This is a genomic window from Sinorhizobium terangae (assembly GCF_029714365.1).
Taxonomy (GTDB): Bacteria; Pseudomonadota; Alphaproteobacteria; order Rhizobiales; family Rhizobiaceae; genus Sinorhizobium; species Sinorhizobium terangae.
Map to the genome: position 1 here is coordinate 105,844 of NZ_CP121660.1, position 17,449 is coordinate 123,292.

12 protein-coding genes and 6 pseudogenes are annotated in these 17,449 nt (G+C 59.6%); 10 read left to right on the forward strand and 8 right to left on the reverse strand.

Features of this window, described 5'->3' with window-relative positions; genetic code table 11:
• Nucleotides 1-61: 61 nt before the first annotated feature.
• Together QA637_RS19210 and QA637_RS19215 are read right to left on the reverse strand one after the other, a co-directional pair.
• Nucleotides 62-556 carry a ferritin-like domain-containing protein gene (locus tag QA637_RS19210; protein WP_184108491.1) on the reverse strand — a complete coding sequence of 165 codons (495 nt, stop codon included), beginning with the start codon at nucleotides 554-556 and terminating at the stop codon, nucleotides 62-64.
• Nucleotides 557-810: 254 nt separating this feature from the next.
• Nucleotides 811-1,838, reverse strand: a pseudogene (locus QA637_RS19215) (IS110 family RNA-guided transposase).
• 72 nt (nucleotides 1,839-1,910) lie between these two features.
• Between QA637_RS19215 and ligD the strand changes: the two are divergent.
• From ligD to QA637_RS19255, 9 genes and pseudogenes are all read left to right on the forward strand, one after another.
• Nucleotides 1,911-2,754: pseudogene (gene ligD / locus QA637_RS19220) on the forward strand (non-homologous end-joining DNA ligase); the annotation flags it as partial.
• 120 nt (nucleotides 2,755-2,874) lie between these two features.
• The gene (locus QA637_RS19225; RefSeq protein ID WP_283066275.1) at nucleotides 2,875-3,786 is read left to right on the forward strand and encodes a PhnA-like protein; all 912 of its coding nucleotides are present in this window, start codon (nucleotides 2,875-2,877) and stop codon (nucleotides 3,784-3,786) included.
• 384 nt (nucleotides 3,787-4,170) lie between these two features.
• Nucleotides 4,171-4,410, forward strand: coding sequence for an HWE histidine kinase domain-containing protein (locus QA637_RS31015; protein ID WP_428843156.1), 240 nt, complete (start codon nucleotides 4,171-4,173; stop codon nucleotides 4,408-4,410).
• Between the two features lie 646 nt (nucleotides 4,411-5,056).
• Entirely contained in the window at nucleotides 5,057-6,091 is a 1,035-nt protein-coding gene (locus tag QA637_RS19230; protein ID WP_283066277.1) for an ABC transporter substrate-binding protein, read from the forward strand.
• Between the two features lie 291 nt (nucleotides 6,092-6,382).
• Nucleotides 6,383-6,610 (forward strand): annotated as a pseudogene (locus QA637_RS19235) (hypothetical protein); the annotation flags it as partial.
• Nucleotides 6,611-6,763: 153 nt separating this feature from the next.
• A complete protein-coding gene (locus QA637_RS19240; protein WP_283066278.1) occupies nucleotides 6,764-7,084 on the forward strand; it encodes a hypothetical protein in 321 nt (106 codons plus the stop codon).
• 291 nt (nucleotides 7,085-7,375) lie between these two features.
• Nucleotides 7,376-7,603 (forward strand): annotated as a pseudogene (locus QA637_RS19245) (hypothetical protein); the annotation flags it as partial.
• Between the two features lie 421 nt (nucleotides 7,604-8,024).
• Complete coding sequence (locus tag QA637_RS19250) at nucleotides 8,025-8,333, forward strand: type II toxin-antitoxin system RelB/DinJ family antitoxin (RefSeq protein ID WP_010967242.1); 309 nt, start codon at nucleotides 8,025-8,027, stop codon at nucleotides 8,331-8,333.
• Nucleotides 8,330-8,623 carry a type II toxin-antitoxin system RelE/ParE family toxin gene (locus QA637_RS19255; RefSeq protein WP_153441353.1) on the forward strand — a complete coding sequence of 98 codons (294 nt, stop codon included), beginning with the start codon at nucleotides 8,330-8,332 and terminating at the stop codon, nucleotides 8,621-8,623. Before QA637_RS19250 ends, QA637_RS19255 begins: the two co-directional genes overlap by 4 nt.
• 354 nt (nucleotides 8,624-8,977) lie before the next feature.
• On the opposite strand, the gene QA637_RS19260 is transcribed toward QA637_RS19255, so the two are convergent.
• Nucleotides 8,978-9,433 carry a YybH family protein gene (locus tag QA637_RS19260; RefSeq protein WP_153441354.1) on the reverse strand — a complete coding sequence of 152 codons (456 nt, stop codon included), beginning with the start codon at nucleotides 9,431-9,433 and terminating at the stop codon, nucleotides 8,978-8,980.
• 538 nt (nucleotides 9,434-9,971) lie between these two features.
• On the opposite strand from QA637_RS19260, the gene QA637_RS19265 reads away from it, so the two are divergent.
• The gene (locus tag QA637_RS19265) at nucleotides 9,972-11,009 is read left to right on the forward strand and encodes an IS110 family RNA-guided transposase (protein WP_283066298.1); all 1,038 of its coding nucleotides are present in this window, start codon (nucleotides 9,972-9,974) and stop codon (nucleotides 11,007-11,009) included.
• 546 nt (nucleotides 11,010-11,555) lie between these two features.
• On the opposite strand, the gene QA637_RS19270 is transcribed toward QA637_RS19265, so the two are convergent.
• From QA637_RS19270 to QA637_RS19290, 5 genes and pseudogenes are all read right to left on the reverse strand, one after another.
• Nucleotides 11,556-13,190, reverse strand: a complete 1,635-nt coding sequence (locus QA637_RS19270; RefSeq protein ID WP_283066299.1) for an ATP-binding protein — start codon at nucleotides 13,188-13,190, stop codon at nucleotides 11,556-11,558.
• A gap of 573 nt (nucleotides 13,191-13,763) precedes the next feature.
• Nucleotides 13,764-15,381: pseudogene (gene tnpC, locus QA637_RS19275) on the reverse strand (IS66 family transposase).
• Between the two features lie 120 nt (nucleotides 15,382-15,501).
• Nucleotides 15,502-15,798 (reverse strand): IS66 family insertion sequence element accessory protein TnpB, encoded by a 297-nt coding sequence (gene tnpB / locus QA637_RS19280; RefSeq protein ID WP_283066300.1) that lies wholly within the window; start codon nucleotides 15,796-15,798, stop codon nucleotides 15,502-15,504.
• Entirely contained in the window at nucleotides 15,795-16,181 is a 387-nt protein-coding gene (locus tag QA637_RS19285; protein WP_283066302.1) for a transposase, read from the reverse strand. Before QA637_RS19285 ends, tnpB begins: the two co-directional genes overlap by 4 nt.
• Nucleotides 16,182-16,269: 88 nt before the next feature.
• A pseudogene (locus QA637_RS19290) lies at nucleotides 16,270-17,352 on the reverse strand (IS110 family RNA-guided transposase); the annotation flags it as partial.
• Nucleotides 17,353-17,449 lie beyond the last annotated feature (97 nt).

Sequence of the window (17,449 nt, forward strand, 5' to 3'; positions counted from 1 at the left end):
CAGGATGTGCGGACCGATCGTTCCGATGAAAATCTCGGATGGTCGAGGCGGCCCGTCAAAGCTATCTCGTGGCTTCGCTACGCGTCAGAAACTGCCGCGTGACACCTCCTATATGCGTTGCCAGCCAGTCAGCCATCGCTGTTTCCTCCTGGAGGATCTCTTCGCAAACCGACTTTGTCTGCATATCTCCGATCTCCTCCGCCGCCGCTATCAATATGCGGTAGCTGGCAATCTCCATATGTTCGAACGTGTAGCTTGCCAGCGAGCCCTTCACTACTTCGTCACTGGCAAACATGCCGCTCAGCCCCTGCGCCATCGCTGTGGCCTTACCCGCTACGTCCTTGATCGAGGATGAGTCGTCACCAAGGCGATCAAGGCATATCTCCAGTTTACGGGCATGCTCTCTCGTTTCCTCAAGGTGGGTTTCGACCTTGGCTTTGAGTTCCGGATAGTCATCAAGGCGGCCGGCCTCAGCGGTGAGCATGGTGACGGCCTGTTCTTCCATTGCGTGCGCGTCGCGCAGCCAGGCTATGAAATTGTCGCGGGCTTCAGTCACGTGCGTTCCTCCTGTCGTGGGAGCCCTAAAACACTGAGGCTATCTTTTTGTTCCGACGGCGGCTGCCTCCAACGGCGAGATCGAGACGCCGCGGGCCTTTATGGAGTTCGTGGATCGGATCCCAATCGGCTACGCGCGCTTCTGAGCACTCATCCCACTGCTGGTTTATCCGATCCCGTTCTCTGACCGATTGCCCATAATCCTCCGTTAGACCTCACCACATTCCCGACGTCTCGCGACTTCTGGCTGCTGCGTCAGGCAGGGCCAGTGGCCGCAGCTTCGTAGACGCCCCCGCGGGCCATGAGAGCCCAGGCGATACGTGCCAGTTTGTTGGCCAGAGCGACTGCAATCAGCTTTGGCGGTTTCGTCAGAAGCATTCTTGCCAGCCAGGTACCAGCCGGCGCGCCGCGTCGCCTCGCCCAGCGGACGACGGTCGTGGCTCCAATGATGAGCAGCCGCCGCAGATCCCGCTGCCCATTTTCGATGTCTTTCCCAGACGCTCCTTGCCTCCGGACGAGTTCTGTTTAGGCGTGAGCCCGATCCACGCCGCAAAATCACGGCCCTTGGAAAAGGCCGCCGCCGATGGTGCCAAGGCTTCCATTGCTGTGGCGCAAATTGCACCAATCCCTGGGATGGTGGTCAAGCGCGAGGCAACCTCGTCCTGTCGCGCTCTGGCTCGCAAGTCTTGCTCACCGCGTTGATCTTATCCGTGAGAGATTCGATGTGCTGCAAAAGTCCGAAGCTCAGGCTTCTGGCGGTCTCTGGCAGGTCCGGATGCGTTTCGATCAATTGCCGCAGGCGGGGAACGTTTCGCATCCCTTGCGCGACGACCAAGCCGTATTCCATCAGATGCCCCCGCAACGCGTTGATCGTTTGCGTTCGCTGTCGGACCAAAAGGTCGCGAACCTTGAACGTCATCGAGGAGGCCTGCTTTTTTTTCAGCGCTCTTGATCGGGACAAAGCGCATGGTCGGACGGGAGGCAGCTTCCGCGATGGCTTCGGCATCGGCGGCATCGTTTTTCTGGCGCTTGACGAAAGGCTTCAGATAGGACGGGTTGATCAGTCGAACCTCATGTCCCAATTTGCCGATCTCTCGTCCCCAGTAATGCGCGCTGGCGCATGCTTCCATCGCGACGATACAGCTTGGAAGCTTGGCAAAAAACTCGAGCATTCTGCCGCGCCCCTGCTTCTTGCGGAGAACCACCCTCCCATCGGGGCTCGCGCCATGGATCTGGAATACTTGCTTTGCCAAGTCTAAGCCGATGATGCCGATCTCGTTCATAACCATTCTCCTCGCAGGAACACCCTCCAGATACTGTCACATTCGAGGCCGTCGAGGGGCGTCCACCCCATCGGATACCGCCTCGCGGTTCACGTGGAGCCGGGGAGGGTGCGCGTCATCACACGCGGCGGCTATGACTGGACCGAGCGCGTTCCCTCTATCGCCGACGATGCGCGGCGGCTTGCTGTGAAAACGGCCATCTTCGACGGCGAGGCCGTCGTGCTCGACGACAAGGGCCGTTCAGATTTCGGAGTGCGGCAGCGTGCTCTTGGGCGCCTACCGTCGTCGCATGAAGCGGGCGCGATCGTTCTTTACGCATTCGACCTCCTTTATTTCGACGGCCGCGACCTGCGACGGTTACCGCTTCGCGAGCGCCGCCGGCAATTGGAGCCGCTCCTCGCCGGCGGTGAGGGGCAATCCGGCTTTCCAAGGAGGTCCAGGCGGACGGTTCTTTCGGGTTGCCTGCGCGCACGGCCTGGAAGGCATCATCGCCAAAGACAGGGAGAAACCCTACCGCTCCGGTCGTGGCGGCTGGCTGAAGATCACTTGCCGGCAGCGCGACAGCTTCGTGATCGTCGGCTATGAGCCGTCGACCGTGCCGGGCGCGATCGGCCGGCTGCTGCTGGCGGCACGAAAGGGCGAGGGCCTCGTCCGTGTTGGAGGCTGCGGGACGGGCTGGAGCTATCAGGAATCGATCAAGCTGCGCGAGCTGCTCGACGAGATCAGGACCGACAAGCCGGCGGTGTCGCTGCGGCGCAAGGGTGCTGTATTCGTGCGCCCGATGCTCGTCGCCGAGGTGGAGTATCGCACCTGGACAGGTGACGGGAAATTGCGGCATCCGTCATTCAAAAGGATACGGAAGCGAGCGGATGATGCGACGGTGTTTGATGTCCCTGTCACGCCCTCCAGGTGGTGAACGTGCGCCCCCGCGGGACCAGCTTTTCACGGGCGGGTTCCGCTCTACGGCGTTGCCAGGGAACAGTTTCACGGGACCTTGGTTTGGATGGGCGGCGTGAACACAAGGGAGGATTTTACGATGAGCGAACCCGTCGCCGTTCGTCAAACCCGCGAGACCGATTACGCCGCCGGTCTTTCGGCCAATGCCGCCATCAACGAAATCTCTTGGGGAGCTGTATTTGCGGGCGTGGCGCTTGCCCTTGCGGTGCAATTTCTGCTGAATCTATTGGGCGTCGGGATTGGAGCCGCGGTGATTGAGCCGACAACGTCCGCTAATCCGAACCCGAGCACAATTTCGATAGCCGGGGGTCTCTGGTTCGTTATCTCTGGTATTGTCGCGGCCTTCGTCGGCGGATATGTCGCCAGCAGGGTCTCCGGCCGTCCCAGTACGACAACGGGGAGTTACCATGGGCTTACCAGTTGGGCGGTCACGACATTGATCATTCTCTATCTGCTGACGACCTCGGTCGGCGCCTTAGTCGGCGGGGCCTTCAGCGGTCTTAGCAGCGTCATCGGTGGTGTCGGCAAAACTGCCGCCACGGTCACTACTGCCGCGGCGCCGGCAATCGCTACGTCCGCTGACCCGATGGCAGACATAGAGCGGCAGGTCAGAAGTGTCACCGGAGGCAATGATCCGGCAACTCTTCGCGATGCTGCCGTCGCAGCCGTACGGGCGGCCGTCACCGGCGACGAAGCGACAGCGGAAGAAGCCAGAAATCGCGCCGCTGACGCCATCGCGAAGGCGCAGAACATTCCGGTGGACCAAGCGCGCGCGCAGGTCCAACAGTACGAAGAAAGCTACAGAGCCTCGGTCGAGAGAGCCAAGCAGCAGGCGACCGAAGCCGCCGACGCGGCTGCTACCGCTGTTTCAAGTGGGGCGATTCTCGGCTTCCTCTCGCTCGTTATAGGCGCCGTCGCTGCCTGGTTCGGTGGCGCGGCTGGAACGACGCGCTCTGTGGTGACGACTGACACTACTCGGCGTATGGGTTAGGCATTCCAGCACCGTCACGACGATCGCCATGGCACGATGCCGTGATTAACGACCATGACCAATGGATGACGGAAGCTGCGGCACGTCATTCAAGGGATTCGAGAGCGCGCCGAGGACGCGACGATCTTCGAGGCAATATGAAGCGGTCTCCTGACAAGGTATCGCCGAAAAAAGACGCCCGCCGTGAGGCGGGCGAAGTATGCATGACGAAGCCATGTACGTACTGTCTCCGTGGGGGATTCTGCACAGTAACTACACAGCATCTATAAAACGTGTCTAGGAGAGCGAAGTTCCCACGATGTTGGGCAGCATCGCACTAGTTCGCAAGTCACTGTTCGGCTGCTTACCTCTCTTTCGGCATGGGGTAGTCGTAGTGATCGAGGTATGACTTCAACCTCGCCTTCGCGCCAGAGGTGGAAGTTATCCAGGAGGCGGCCAAAGCGCAGCCTCTATGAGAGCCGATCGCTTGATGAGTTTCGCGACAGCTTTGCAACGCGCCTGGGCGCCCTCTCCAGGACTCAGGACCTGCTGATGCGCGCACCTGCGCACGATGTCCTCATGGCTGAAGTTCTGCGCTTGGAGTTGGAAGCGCAGGGCGCTATGAAGGAAAAAATGTCAGCTTGACGGTCCAAACGTCACCCTGTCGCGTGAAACCACGCAAGCATTCGCCATGGGGATCCATGAACTGGCCACCAATGCCGTAAAGCACGGCGCCTGGAGATCATGAACGCCCGGGTTTGAGTTCGCCGCTGTTTCCGCTCTTGCTGCCCTTTCCGCTATTTCCGCTTTGCTGCCCGTCCGCCTTCACGTCTGGCGACGCCTGTGGCGCTTCGCCATAGCTTGCGACGTCAGACTCGTTGACAGCAACAACGTTACGGCTGGGGCGTGATCGCCGCAAAGCGGTCGCAAGCTTTTAGAAGCTCGCGTCTGCGGAACGGTCCCCAATCGGAATCCGCCTTCTCGTCGATGGAGTTCTTCGGTCCGAAGCGGCGGTGCCAAGAACAACCACTCTCGCGATAAAGTGATCGATCTTTTTTGCTTTTATATTGCGGTTTTCGATCCCTCCACAACCGGTCGCAAACCTCGGCTCAATCGCCGACAAACTAAGGTGAAATTAGACGGTCGGTGCTCAGTCAGCATTTTTTGATATGCGTGCGTCAGCTAATTTATTGCTGGCAGCCAGCGCAGAACGCGACTTGCTGACCAGGTTGTGCTGTGTAGCCTCGCCAGCGTTGGGGGATTTTCCCTGTGTGAGGAGGAGACAAAATCAATGAAAGTCGTGCTTTGTATGGCGGCCGCTATGACCGCCCTGACATTTGCCATGCCGACGCTCGCGCAAGACGGCGAGCCGATCGACTTGTCGCTCACCGACGTGTCACTCAATAAAATTGCTTTCCTCGTAGCCGGGGATAACGGGCTTTATGAGAAGTATGGGCTCAATATCCACCAGTTCATCACCAAGGGGGCCGCGGACCGCATCAGCCGAAGCGGCGTTACCGTGCCGACGGAATTCATCGGCACCAAGGAACAGGGCGACAAGGCGCCGATTTCGATCGGCGGCGGCAGCCCGCTTATCTATTCGATGACCGCCCACCCCGAACGGGGCGTGGACCGCGTGATTGTCGCGACGACTGACAGCGAGGCGCGCTTTCACATCATCGCCAATAGCGCACTGAATTCGGCTGGTGACCTGAAAGGAAAACGTCTGGGTTTCTCGAGCCCTGGTGCGGTAAGCCATCTGATGGCCCTTGAATTCCTGCGTAAGCAGGGCTGGACGCCCGACCAGGACATCACCTTGGTCGAAGAAGGCATGGACTACTCGCGGCTGAAGAGTGGTGAAGTCGATGCCTTCATCGGCAGCGAGATCTACTACACCATGGCCGAACAGAACGGCGCCAAGGACCTGGTCAACCTGCAGGACTACAATTTCCCGATCGCAGGTTCCGGCGTGAACGTCGATCGCGCCTGGCTCGCCGAGCACCGCGAGGAGACGATGAACTTCCTCAAGGCGATGATCGAAGCCTATGCGTTGATGAAGAAAGACCGCGGCGTGGTCGAGGCGGCCTTAGGCAAATGGTATGGCGTATCTGACCCCGAGCAGGTTGACGACATGTATGCCCAAGTGGGCACCACGCCACAGAAACCATATCCCGGCATCGATGGCATCCGCCTGGTCAAGGAACTCTACCACAACCCTGTTTTAGACAGTCATGATGCCGCCCAATTCTACGACGAGAGTTTCGTCGCTGAATTGGACAAGAGCGGTTTCATCGACAAGGTCTATGCCGCTCCCAAGGCGAACTAACCGCCGCGTCAACTACCCGGCAGCCAAGCTGCCGGGCCTGCGTTACTTCATTTTGCCAGCGTCACGATATCGTTTGCGTTGCGGTCCGCACCGAGCGCCATATGCGCTGAGGGTGAGCAGTTCGTAATCCGTGATGCCGCTGTCCGGCGGCAAGTAGGCCGCGGTGTCTCGCTGGCAGTCCCATTGGTTCTCACATTAACTGGTTTGCCTCACTTTGTGTGGCGAAGCGGTAGCATTCGGGCTCTCTGTAACTTCGGACCGGCGCGAGGTTGTTCGTCGACCAAATGGCGTGAGGATCACCTGACGAGGTTGGTCGCCGGGATTGCGATCGCTGATCGCGATTTGTCGCTACGCGAGATTCCCGCCCAGTTGTACCAGGTGCATGAGCGTCCGCCACGCGGCGGCTGGAAATGGCCAAGGCGAGCCGCGTCGGGTTATTTCGCTCGTGGGCGCCTAGCCATGAGGTGCCCGAGCTTGGAAAGACGTGCCATTGTGGCGAGCGGACGGATGACAGCCTAGTAGGCGGCGGCATTGTGAATCAATAGGCACCCATCTTCAATCGCTGAACGCGGGTTCGAGAACAGCCGTACCTCCGCCAGCCTCAAGACCGGAGCAAGGTCCCTTCGCCGGGACGATGGATGGGTTAGGCCGCTATGCGATCAGCAGCACCCGGTGACTGCGCTTCTAAGATTGGCCAACCGGTCCTCAGCAGACCCCATAGAGCAGCGGCAAAGCTCCGACTGCGGACAGAAGCAAGCACTCGGCGAGGGATCAAGCGCACAAGGGATTGACGCAACGCCCGTTACAGAAGTGGGCACCACGCCACAGAAACCATATCCCGGCATCGATGGCATCCGCCTGGTCAAGGAACTCTACCACAACCCTGTTTTAGACAGTCATGATGCCGCCCAATTCTACGACGAGAGTTTCGTCGCTGAATTGGACAAGAGCGGTTTCATCGACAAGGTCTATGCCGCTCCCAAGGCGAACTAACCGCCGCGTCAACTACCCGGCAGCCAAGCTGCCGGGCCTGCGTTACTTCATTTTGCCAGCGTCACGATATCGTTTGCGTTGCGGTCCGCACCGAGCGCCATATGCGCTGAGGGTGAGCAGTTCGTAATCCGTGATGCCGCTGTCCGGCGGCAAGTAGGCCGCGGTGTCTCGCTGGCAGTCCCATTGGTTCTCACATTAACTGGTTTGCCTCACTTTGTGTGGCGAAGCGGTAGCATTCGGGCTCTCTGTAACTTCGGACCGGCGCGAGGTTGTTCGTCGACCAAATGGCGTGAGGATCACCTGACGAGGTTGGTCGCCGGGATTGCGATCGCTGATCGCGATTTGTCGCTACGCGAGATTCCCGCCCAGTTGTACCAGGTGCATGAGCGTCCGCCACGCGGCGGCTGGAAATGGCCAAGGCGAGCCGCGTCGGGTTATTTCGCTCGTGGGCGCCTAGCCATGAGGTGCCCGAGCTTGGAAAGACGTGCCATTGTGGCGAGCGGACGGATGACAGCCTAGTAGGCGGCGGCATTGTGAATCAATAGGCACCCATCTTCAATCGCTGAACGCGGGTTCGAGAACAGCCGTACCTCCGCCAGCCTCAAGACCGGAGCAAGGTCCCTTCGCCGGGACGATGGATGGGTTAGGCCGCTATGCGATCAGCAGCACCCGGTGACTGCGCTTCTAAGATTGGCCAACCGGTCCTCAGCAGACCCCATAGAGCAGCGGCAAAGCTCCGACTGCGGACAGAAGCAAGCACTCGGCGAGGGATCAAGCGCACAAGGGATTGACGCAACGCCCGTTACAGAAGATCGCATAATGTATCAACAGGAACGGCGCTGTCGCTGGGCCGAGTCCGTGTGAATTTGGCATGAGACGGTCGCTGCGGCTCTAGAATGTGTCATGCATGTGCATTACATTGGCGTGAAGGAGATTGCACATGGCTTCAAATGCACTTGTTCAGACCCGGATCGATGCCGAGGTCAAAGAGCGCGCCACGGCGGTTTTAGAGAACATGGGTCTGACGGTCTCGGACGCTGTTCGAATCCTGTTAACTCGGACGGCGAATGAGGGCGCCCTACCGCTGGAACTCTTCAGTCACAGCGAGGCGCACGACGCTTGGTTCCGCGCCAAAGTGTTGCGGGCACTCGAGGATACCCGACCCGACGTCGACGATGCCGACGCCGATGCGCACTTTCGAGAGCGCCGGGCGGCAGCTTTGCGCAAGGCTGCGGCGGGTGATCGATGAGGCTCGTCTGGGCGCGATATGCGCTTGACGATCGCGACACCATCTTCAGTTACATCGAAAGGGAGAATCCGAGGGCGGCGGTCCACGTCGACGAGGAGATCGTCAGCGCGGTACGTCGTCTGCTTGATTTTCCGGAAAGCGGCCGCCCTGGCCGGGTTGCCGGAACTCGAGAGCTTGTTATCCCTCGGACCCCCTACATTGCCGCCTACATGGTAATGGCGGATAGAATTCGAATTCTGCGTGTCCTGCATGGCGCCCAGAAGTGGCCCAGCGAGCTCGACGACGAGTAGAAGCAGCCTCACTTGTCGCGTCGTGGCCCCTACGGTTTCCCTGAGCACGCCGATTATCGCGAGGTCGATGGTTCGATCCCGTTCAAGGCGAGGGATTTGCAGTCGGGTTGCCGCTGTCCCGTGGGCAATCCCCGGAAGTTCACATTGCTGGCGACGAGCTGAACGCGCAGAAAGCGCCAACTTGCGCCAGAGTGATGGTGAGCCCGAGCGACTGCGTGGGTCGGACCCTGCCCTTGTGAAACGCTGAGACTGCCGCTTTTCTAACCTGCTGGACGCAGCGCCTCTCTAAATCGCTTTGACGTAGCGCAGGGAGCGTTTGCATGCCGCAGCCGAGCGGCAACGCGAGCACGAACCCTACTTAGCAGGGTTCGTATTCCAGATATCCCGATGCAGTCGCCACTCGCCGTCGTCGCCCTTCTTCCATACGACAATGTATTTGCCGATTTCCTCGCTGGTCTTGCCGTCCTTGCCGGGAATCTTAATAGAGTAGGTGCCCTCCTCATACGCGAGATTGCCACTCTCCTCGACCTGCGCCGCTTTCAGTGTCAGATCGGTCAATCCGGCATCAATCCAGCTCTGCCACATCTTCTGAACGCTTTCGCGGCCGGCGACCCGGTTCTCGTTGGGAGGAAACGCTACTGCGTCTTCGGTATAGTGTTGAGCCAGGCCTTTCGCATCCTTAGCGGCAAACTTGGCGACGAAGTCAGCATTGTTCGCCTCTATGCTCGATTGGGCTGTCTGGGCACCGGCAGGTTCACCAGCGCCGATAACGAGTGCGATGAAACAAAAAGACGCTAGAAAGTAGCGCATCGAAATCCTCCCCTGGGCGATTCCGGCACTTGTTCTTGGCCGATGGGCACAACTTTATACCGGCAGCCTCGTGAGAGCAAACAACGCTGCGCGGTTAAGTCCTAAAGTTGCTGGAGATTCACGGGGTTGACCCTTTGCTGGGGGATCAGAGCCCATGCCAGTTGGCGCCGGACGACGAATGGAACAACGCCAGGCTCGGCGCCATGTAGCTGGTCACCTTCAGGGTATTGGCCTCAAGCTTGGTGTCGGGACCTTCTGGGCGCTCTCGCTGACCCGCTCGAAAATTGACCGTGCGTACCCGGTAGCCGATCGCACCGGCGATCAGCAGCCTGATCGCGGCTCAACGACCACTCTGCTGGCTAAGATCTCACGAGCTCTGTGCGCGCCTTGTTGCGAGGATGTTCAAGTTCCGGGCTAAAAAGATGGTGTAACGGGCCGACCCGGCCCGGCAGGTTTGAAGGGCCGGTGGTCGTCCCTCACAATGATGGTGTCGCGGAGTCAGGAGTGGCCTGCTCCATAGCAGCACGGAGAGACGACCATGAAAGAGTATGCCGGCATAGACGTATCCCTGGAATACTCAAGTGTGTGCGTGGTGGATGCGGATGGCCGCATTGTGCGGGAAGCAAAGATCCTCAGCGAGCCCGCTGCGCTGATCGCCTGGTTCGGCGCGCACGGCGTTGCGATGGAGCGAATTGGTCTGGAGGCCGGGCCCTTGTCGCAGTGGCTCCATGCCGGGATGGTGAAAGCCGGTCTCTCGGTCGAGCTGATCGAGACGCGCCACGTGCGTGCAGCCTTCAAGACAATGCCGGTAAAGACCGACAAGAAGGACGTTCGGGGCATTGCGCAGCTGATGCGGCTTGGCTGGTTCAGGCCGGTCCACTGCAAATCTCTTGCGGCCCAGGAGGTGCGTGCGCTGCTGACCGCCCGCAAGCTCATTCAAGGCAAGCTTCACGACATCGAGATGAGCATCCGGGGCATCCTGCGCGGCTTCGGCCTCAAGGTCGGGCCGACGACGCGGCGCACTTACGCGGGGCGCATCCGCGCGCTGATTGCAGGCCATTCGACCTTGGAAGCGATCGCCGCTTCGCTGCTGAAGGTGCGCGACGCGCTTGTGCATGAGTTTGCAGGGCTTGAGCGCCAGCTGCGCGCCATCGCCCGCCAGGATAACAACGCACAGCGGTTGATGACGACGCCAGGCGTTGGTGTCCTGGTGGCGCTGACGTTTGTGGCGGCCGTCGATGCGCCGGAGCGCTTCCGCTCCTCCCGCGCGGTGGGGCCGCACTTCGGATTGACGCCGAAGAAATATCAATCGGGCGAGACCGATCATAGCGGTCGCATCTCGAAGATCGGCGATGGGAGCGTGCGCACCGCGCTCTACGAGGCGGCCAACGTCATCCTGACGCGACCGGTCAAAGGTTCCGATCTGAAGCGCTGGGCGTTGGCGGTCGCCAAACGGGCCGGTCCCAGAAAGGCGCGCGTGGCGCTGGCCCGCAAGCTCGCGGTGGTGTTGCATTGCCTGCTCAGGGACAGAACCAACTTCATTGCTCATAAGGGAGCGCCAGCCGTGGCGGCTTGATCGGAGGAGACGACAAGACAGGCTTTCGGACGGCCACAGCCATCAGCCCGCCGCAGCAAGGTCCCTTCGCCGGGACGATGGATGGGTTAGGCCGCTATGCGATCAGCAGCACAAGGTTGACTGCGCTTCTAAGATTGGCCAACCGGTCCTCAGCAGACCCCATAGAGCAGCGGCAAAGCTCCGACTGCGGACAGAAGCAAGCACTCGGCGAGGGATCAAGCGCACAAGGGATTGACGCAACGCCCGTTACAGAAGCGCACAAGGGATTGACGCAACGCCCGTTACAGAAGATCGCATAATGTATCGACTGGAACGGCGAACGCTCGCGTCTAAGTCGCCCAGCCGTTTTTGTCTTTCTTGTTCGTTCTATCCGGGTCGCAGAGATTTTGCCGATTTGGCACCGTTTGGCTCAGCTCTTGGTTCACGAGATGTGAACGAACCAAACCATAAAACATTGTAATTACAATGAGTTGAAGTGATTGATCTACTAGTTTGACGCAAGATCTTGGCTCAACATTGCTCGATAGGCCTCAGTTTGCGCCAAATCTAAGGAAGACTGTAGCGTGTACCACTCCGTACACCCTCCAACTTCAATCTGCCGTCCCTCACCAACTGTTCGACACTTCTTCGAATCCGGGACCGCGGGATTTCTAGGCCAACTCGTTTATGAATGTCTCCGATCTTTGATCGTGGATACCGGCCGACATCTTCAATGATAAGAGCGAATAACCTGTGTGGTTCGATACGTTTCAGGGTCGTTCCGCCGATGAAATCATGACTGCGCAACAGAGCTGGATCCACAAAGTACCGTGTGGCCTGTGTCCGCCCAGCGCTTTGCACCAGTTGCCATTCCAACAGGCGCTTAATCCAAGGCTGCAGCGCCTCAATTGAAGGAAGCTCAAGTTGCGCGGCAAGCTCGCGCGCCGTCAGTGCATCGTGTTGGGCAAGGAGGCCGAGGGCGATGCGTTCGCGCTGGGTGAGTTGAAACGTTTCGTCTGCTTTAGCGATAAAGTCGATAATCTCAGGCTTTAGGATACGCCGGCGTATGGTGACTTGCACGCGATCGTGCATCTCGATCAATTCCGGCGCCGGGCGACCTTGGGACAGCAGCACCTCGAAAACCTTGTCGTAACCGCTGCCCTCGCGCTCCATCAGCCTCAGATCATGAAAAAGTCGGGCCAAATGTTCATTGCGGCGTACGGTCGTGTGCAGCACATTCTGGGGCGTGACGCCGAGAGGGAGCAGCCCTGGATTCACGACCTCCAGACGGTCCGGATGCAAGTTCAGGAAGATGTCGCCTCTTTGCGTATAGGGCCGGTGAACTAGGGCGTTGACTAACAGTTCGCGTACAACCACTTCGTCAAACGCCGGCACATTCTGGCGGAAGAGTCCGTCAGGCAATTCGTAGGACTCCTTGAAGTCAGGCACCTCCTGCCAAACCGCCTCAATGAGTTCCATAGGGTTCAGAATGTGGTCATCCCAGACCAGCTTGTTCACCTTTTGCCCATGCTCGTCATATTTGATGAACTGAACCACCGGCGCGGTTGTCAACTGCGCTCGCCGAAACTGCTGACCGACACAAAGGACGCCGAGATTCGTAAGGTACGGCCCGTGAGCCATCTGGTAATGATCGAGCAACTCGTCAGAAGTTTTCTCCTTCACCGAGGACTTGACTCGGTCTGAGGCGCGCAGCGCCTCTACCACCGCCTGGATCTTCGAGGGCTCGATGTCGGATCGAGGCACACCCAACGACGTCTGGGTTTCCCACGGCAACGCGGCGCGTTCGGACGCCAAGCGCATGACGTCATCGCCGGTTACTGGTTTGCTTTGGTCCGCCACGCGAAGGTAATAGCGTCCGTCAGTAGTAGAGGCGACGGCAGTTGACCGCGGAACAGTAAGTTCGATGTATTGTCCGCCGTTAGCTGCGGTTGCGACAATCGGCAACGCGGTTACATTGACCGTTCTCTCAGCAAGCTTGCGTCGCAGCAGATCGGGCAGGTCGGGTGGAATTCGCTGTTCTGGTGACGGCAGCTTCTGGCCATCCTCAATGCCGATACTTAGTGTACCGCCCGCTGCATTAGCAAATGCCACGCAGTCCTTGGCCAGTTCGCTCCAATCAGCAGTTTTCCCGGTCACCGACCGGATAGATTTTTGGTCGTGGAGGTGACCTTCTAAACTCAAAGCCTTTTGCTTCCCTCTGTTTCTCTTGTGTGCTCCCGCGCCTCTTGGGCGATGACGGCGGCGCATAATGCCGATGTACTCTTCCGGCTGCTCTTAGCAGTTCTGGTGGCACTGGGCGACTGTGGCGTTATCATCATCTACCATATTACGCATTATCCTGGCGCGTCCTGGCGTGCAGAGCAAAGGTTCACAGGCCCACTCATACGCAGAACGAAGGAGACCGGGCGTGCTCCATCGGGATGGGCCTTCGGTTCGAATCCGTTCACATCAGGATTTTTGTCAATGGTTCATTCAGGTGGCATCGAGTTCTCCTTCGTAGCCGGATCCACGGTCTGAGCCCATAGCAATTACCGGCCCGTCCTCGGGCCTATACAACCTCACATCCGGTCGCCGCTTTCAGCGGCTGCACCATTATCCCGCTTTCGACGGGCACGGGCTCAGGAGAACGGGGCCAAACTCAAGATCGGCGGTTAAGGCCAAAAGGATTCCCGGTCCGTTCACCTGGATCCGTCAGGACTGATCAGGCCCTGAGGATGAGTACTGTACGTTCGATGGCTGCTTCTGTGTAAGCGGTCAGCCGATAGCGTCAGGCTTGAAGTTCCAGGGCATGAGCGCTTCGATTTCAGATGCGGACCAGCCTTGAGCAATGCGGGTCAAGGTTTGGGAGAGCCAGTCGAGCGGATCGACGCCATTTATTTTGCAGGTTTGCAGCAAGGTGGCCACCGTCGCCCAGGTTCGTCCACCGCCCTCGCTGCCGGCGAATAGACTGTTCTTTCTCGTAATTGTTTGGGGCCTGATCGCCCGTTCGACGATTTGGAGTCGATCTCGATACGGCCGTCCGTCAGAAAGCGCTCCAGCGCCTCGCGCCGGGTGAGCGCGTAGCGGATCGCCTCGGCGGTTTTGGATTTTCCCGAGACCTTAGCCAGCTCCTTTTCCCACAGCTCGAAGAGGCTGGCGACGATGGCCGAGGACTTTTCCTGGCGGAGTTCAGCGCGGCTTGCGGCATCCTTGCCGCGCACTTCATCCTCGAGCCTCCACAACTCAGTCATGGCGATGATCGTATCCGTTGCGGCTTGCGAGACCCCGCTGATGTGCAGGTCGTAAAACTTGCGGCGCAGGTGCGCCCAGCACCCTGCGAGCTGGATCGTTTCATTGCTGCCGGTTTTGGCCCGCGCCTTGGCCAGGTTGGTATAAGCCGAGTAGCCATCCACCTGCAGGATACCGCTGAATCCGGCGAGATGACGCGCCACACAATCGGCGCCCCTGCCGTCTTCAAAACGGTAGGCCACCATCGGCGGACTGGTTCCGCCATAGGGCCGATCATCGCGTGCGTAAGCCCACAGCCAGGCCTTGGTGGTTTTCCCGGAACCGGGGGCAAGGGTGGGCAAGGTCGTCTCGTCGGCGAAGACCCTTTCGCCCGCCTTGACGCGCTCCAGGATATAATCGGCGAGCATCTGCAACTCGAAGCCCAGATGCCCCATCCACTGCGCCATCAGTGATCGCTGACCTCGACACCATCGCGCAGATAGATCGCCTCCTGCCGGTAAAGCGGAAGGCCGTCGGCGTATTTTGACACGGCGATATAGGCGAGCAGCCGCTCCGTCGGCAGGCCGCTTTCGATGAGGTGTGCCGGCGCCAGTGCCTGAACCACGCCGTCGCGGCCCCGGAAAGCGTATTTGGGGCGGCGCGTCACGATGACCCGGAACTTCGGCGGCACGACGTCCAGCCGCTCGGAGCGGTCCTCGCCGATCAGAACCTTTTCCAGCCCCGCGCAGTCGGCCGGGACTTCCGGCTCGATAACCTCCTCGATGCGTTCAAGGTGAGCGGCAAAGCCCTTGCGCGGACGCGGCGCACGCTTCGGCTTGTCCCCGGCCGCGCGGTCGAGTTCGCTCTGGATTTCCGAAAGGCCGGTTTCGACCTCCTCGAACGCAAAGGACACCTGTTCGTCGTTGACAGCCAGGCGCAGCCGCTCGGACCGCGTGCCATGTTGCGTGCGCTGCAAAACTTTCAGGATCGACGTGAGGTTGGCGATCCGCTCGTTGGCGCTTTTCTCGACGGCCTTCAGCCGGGCGACCTCTGCCGCCGCGGCTGCAAGTCGAGCCTCATTCGCAGCTCGCTCCTCGGCCATTGCGAGGATCATCGCTTTCAGCGCATCGACGTCGTCGGGAAGATCGGGAACAGGCAAAACCATGGGAGGCAATAGAGCACAAAAACAGCCGCTTTCCCAACCGCTACAGCCACATGATTCATCATGTCGCAGGCCGGTTTCAGCCCGTTAGCAACGGCCGCCTGACCTTGGCCGGGCGGATCTTTAATCGAGCCCGGCCAGAAGCGCCATCAACTGCGAATGGTCCAGACGCATCCGCGCCGCCGATATGCCCGGCCAGCAGAAGCTTTGCTCTTCCAGAGTTTTCGAATAGAGGCAGACCCCGCTGCCGTCCCACCAAACGATCCGAACACGGTCCGCCCGCTTCGATCGGAACACGTAAAGCGAACCATTGAACGGGTCGAGGCCGCCGTCCCGCACCAGCGCCATCAAAGACGCGGCTCCCTTGCGGAAGTCGCCCGGCTGGCACGACACGTAAACCACAACTCCGGAAGCGATCATGCCTTGCGGACCACCCGGAGAATCTTGGCCAGGGGATCGGGATCGACATCGACGCCGGCGCGCACCACGACATCGCCCACGACGATTTCCACCATCGAGCTGCCCACCGCATCAAAGCGCGTGAACTTGACTGGCGCGCTTGATCCCTCCGTCAATGGCGCAACCATTCCCGACGAAAGCGCCTTGCGACGCCACGCATAGAGCTGCGACGGATCCAGTCCCCGAGACCGCGCAATCGCCGACACATTGGCTCCCGGCGAGAGCGCGTCGGCGACAAGCTGTGCCTTCTCTTCATCCGTCCAATGACGCGGCTTGCGTCGAGACTGCACCGGCTCCGCCGTCAGGACCTCGAATGTTCGATGATGATTCACACTGTCGCTCATAGGTTTCTCCGCATGACTCATGCAGAGAATGCGCGTTCAGCAGCCTCAAAGATACGTGGGGTAACCTACGCGCTTACGCTTCTGTGCTTCAGGTGGTTTTCATGGCCGCACCCTCGATGACGACGCCAGAGGTCACGTACTTCCAGAGTGCAACCAGCAACTTGCGAGCCAAAGCGACAATCATCGGTTGTTTGAGACGACCGCTGTTGCGTGCGATGCGCTCCTTGAACCAGAACGTCAGCGCCGAGTTCGGTTGATGGCGCAGCCATAACCAGGCGAGCTCGACCATCGTCGCTCGCAAGCGCGGATTTCCCGCCTTCGAGACACCCTGCTCACGATTGACGTTGCCGCTTTGCCAGGGCGAAGGAGCGAGTCCTGCGTAGGCAGCGACTTGCCGCCGGTTGTCGAAGTGTCTGAACAAGCCTTCCGTGTGAAGGATCGTCGCGAACTCGGGACCAATTCCCCTGATCCTTAGAAGCGCGGCGGCTCTTGTCGGTGCGCTGGTGGACTCGCGGGACATCAACGCATCTCGGTCTGCTTCCACGGCTTTGATCTGTGTCAGCAGCAATTCGAGGCGATCGAGTTCTCGGCAGATCTCGGCTCTCAGGTGCTTCGCTAGCATCCGGCCATCTCCGGTTCGAAGCTCATCCAGACGCTGACCGCGATCGCGCCGCAAAGGCTCGTAATCTCGTATTCCTTGGGAGAAGAGCAGCCCCTTTATGCGATTGACGTGAAAAACACGTTCCGCCATCAGGGTTTTCCGCCCTAGCCGGCGGTTGTCTTCCTCTTCGGGCGTGAGGAGTTTGACCATCGAGCAAGCACGCGGTTCACCGCGTTTCCAGGCCATCAAAGCGCGTATTAATGTTTCGCCGTCGATGCCATCCGTCTTTGCGCGGCGATGACGGCGCGGCATGGCAATGGACGCGGCCTCCACAATATGGCTCTCGATCCAGGCTTCCTTGCTAAGCACTCGCCCCAACCAGAAGCCATCCAGCCCGGCCTCCTGGATCACCACCAGTGGATAAAGCTTATCCACACGCCGCTGCGCTTTCTGGCGAAGGGCGGCAAAACACGAGAGCAAGCCGGCGATGTCACCACCAGATACAGTATGGCGAGACATCTTTTCGCTTCCCGGCGAGAGCGCGGTCACGAGCCATGTCGATTTGCTCAGACCGTATGTTCTCGGAGTGAAGGTGGCTCACCCCCGCGATAAGCTGAAATCGGGGGTTGCTTCGGAGTCGCCGAAGCCGAGCCCCATAGCTTTGGCG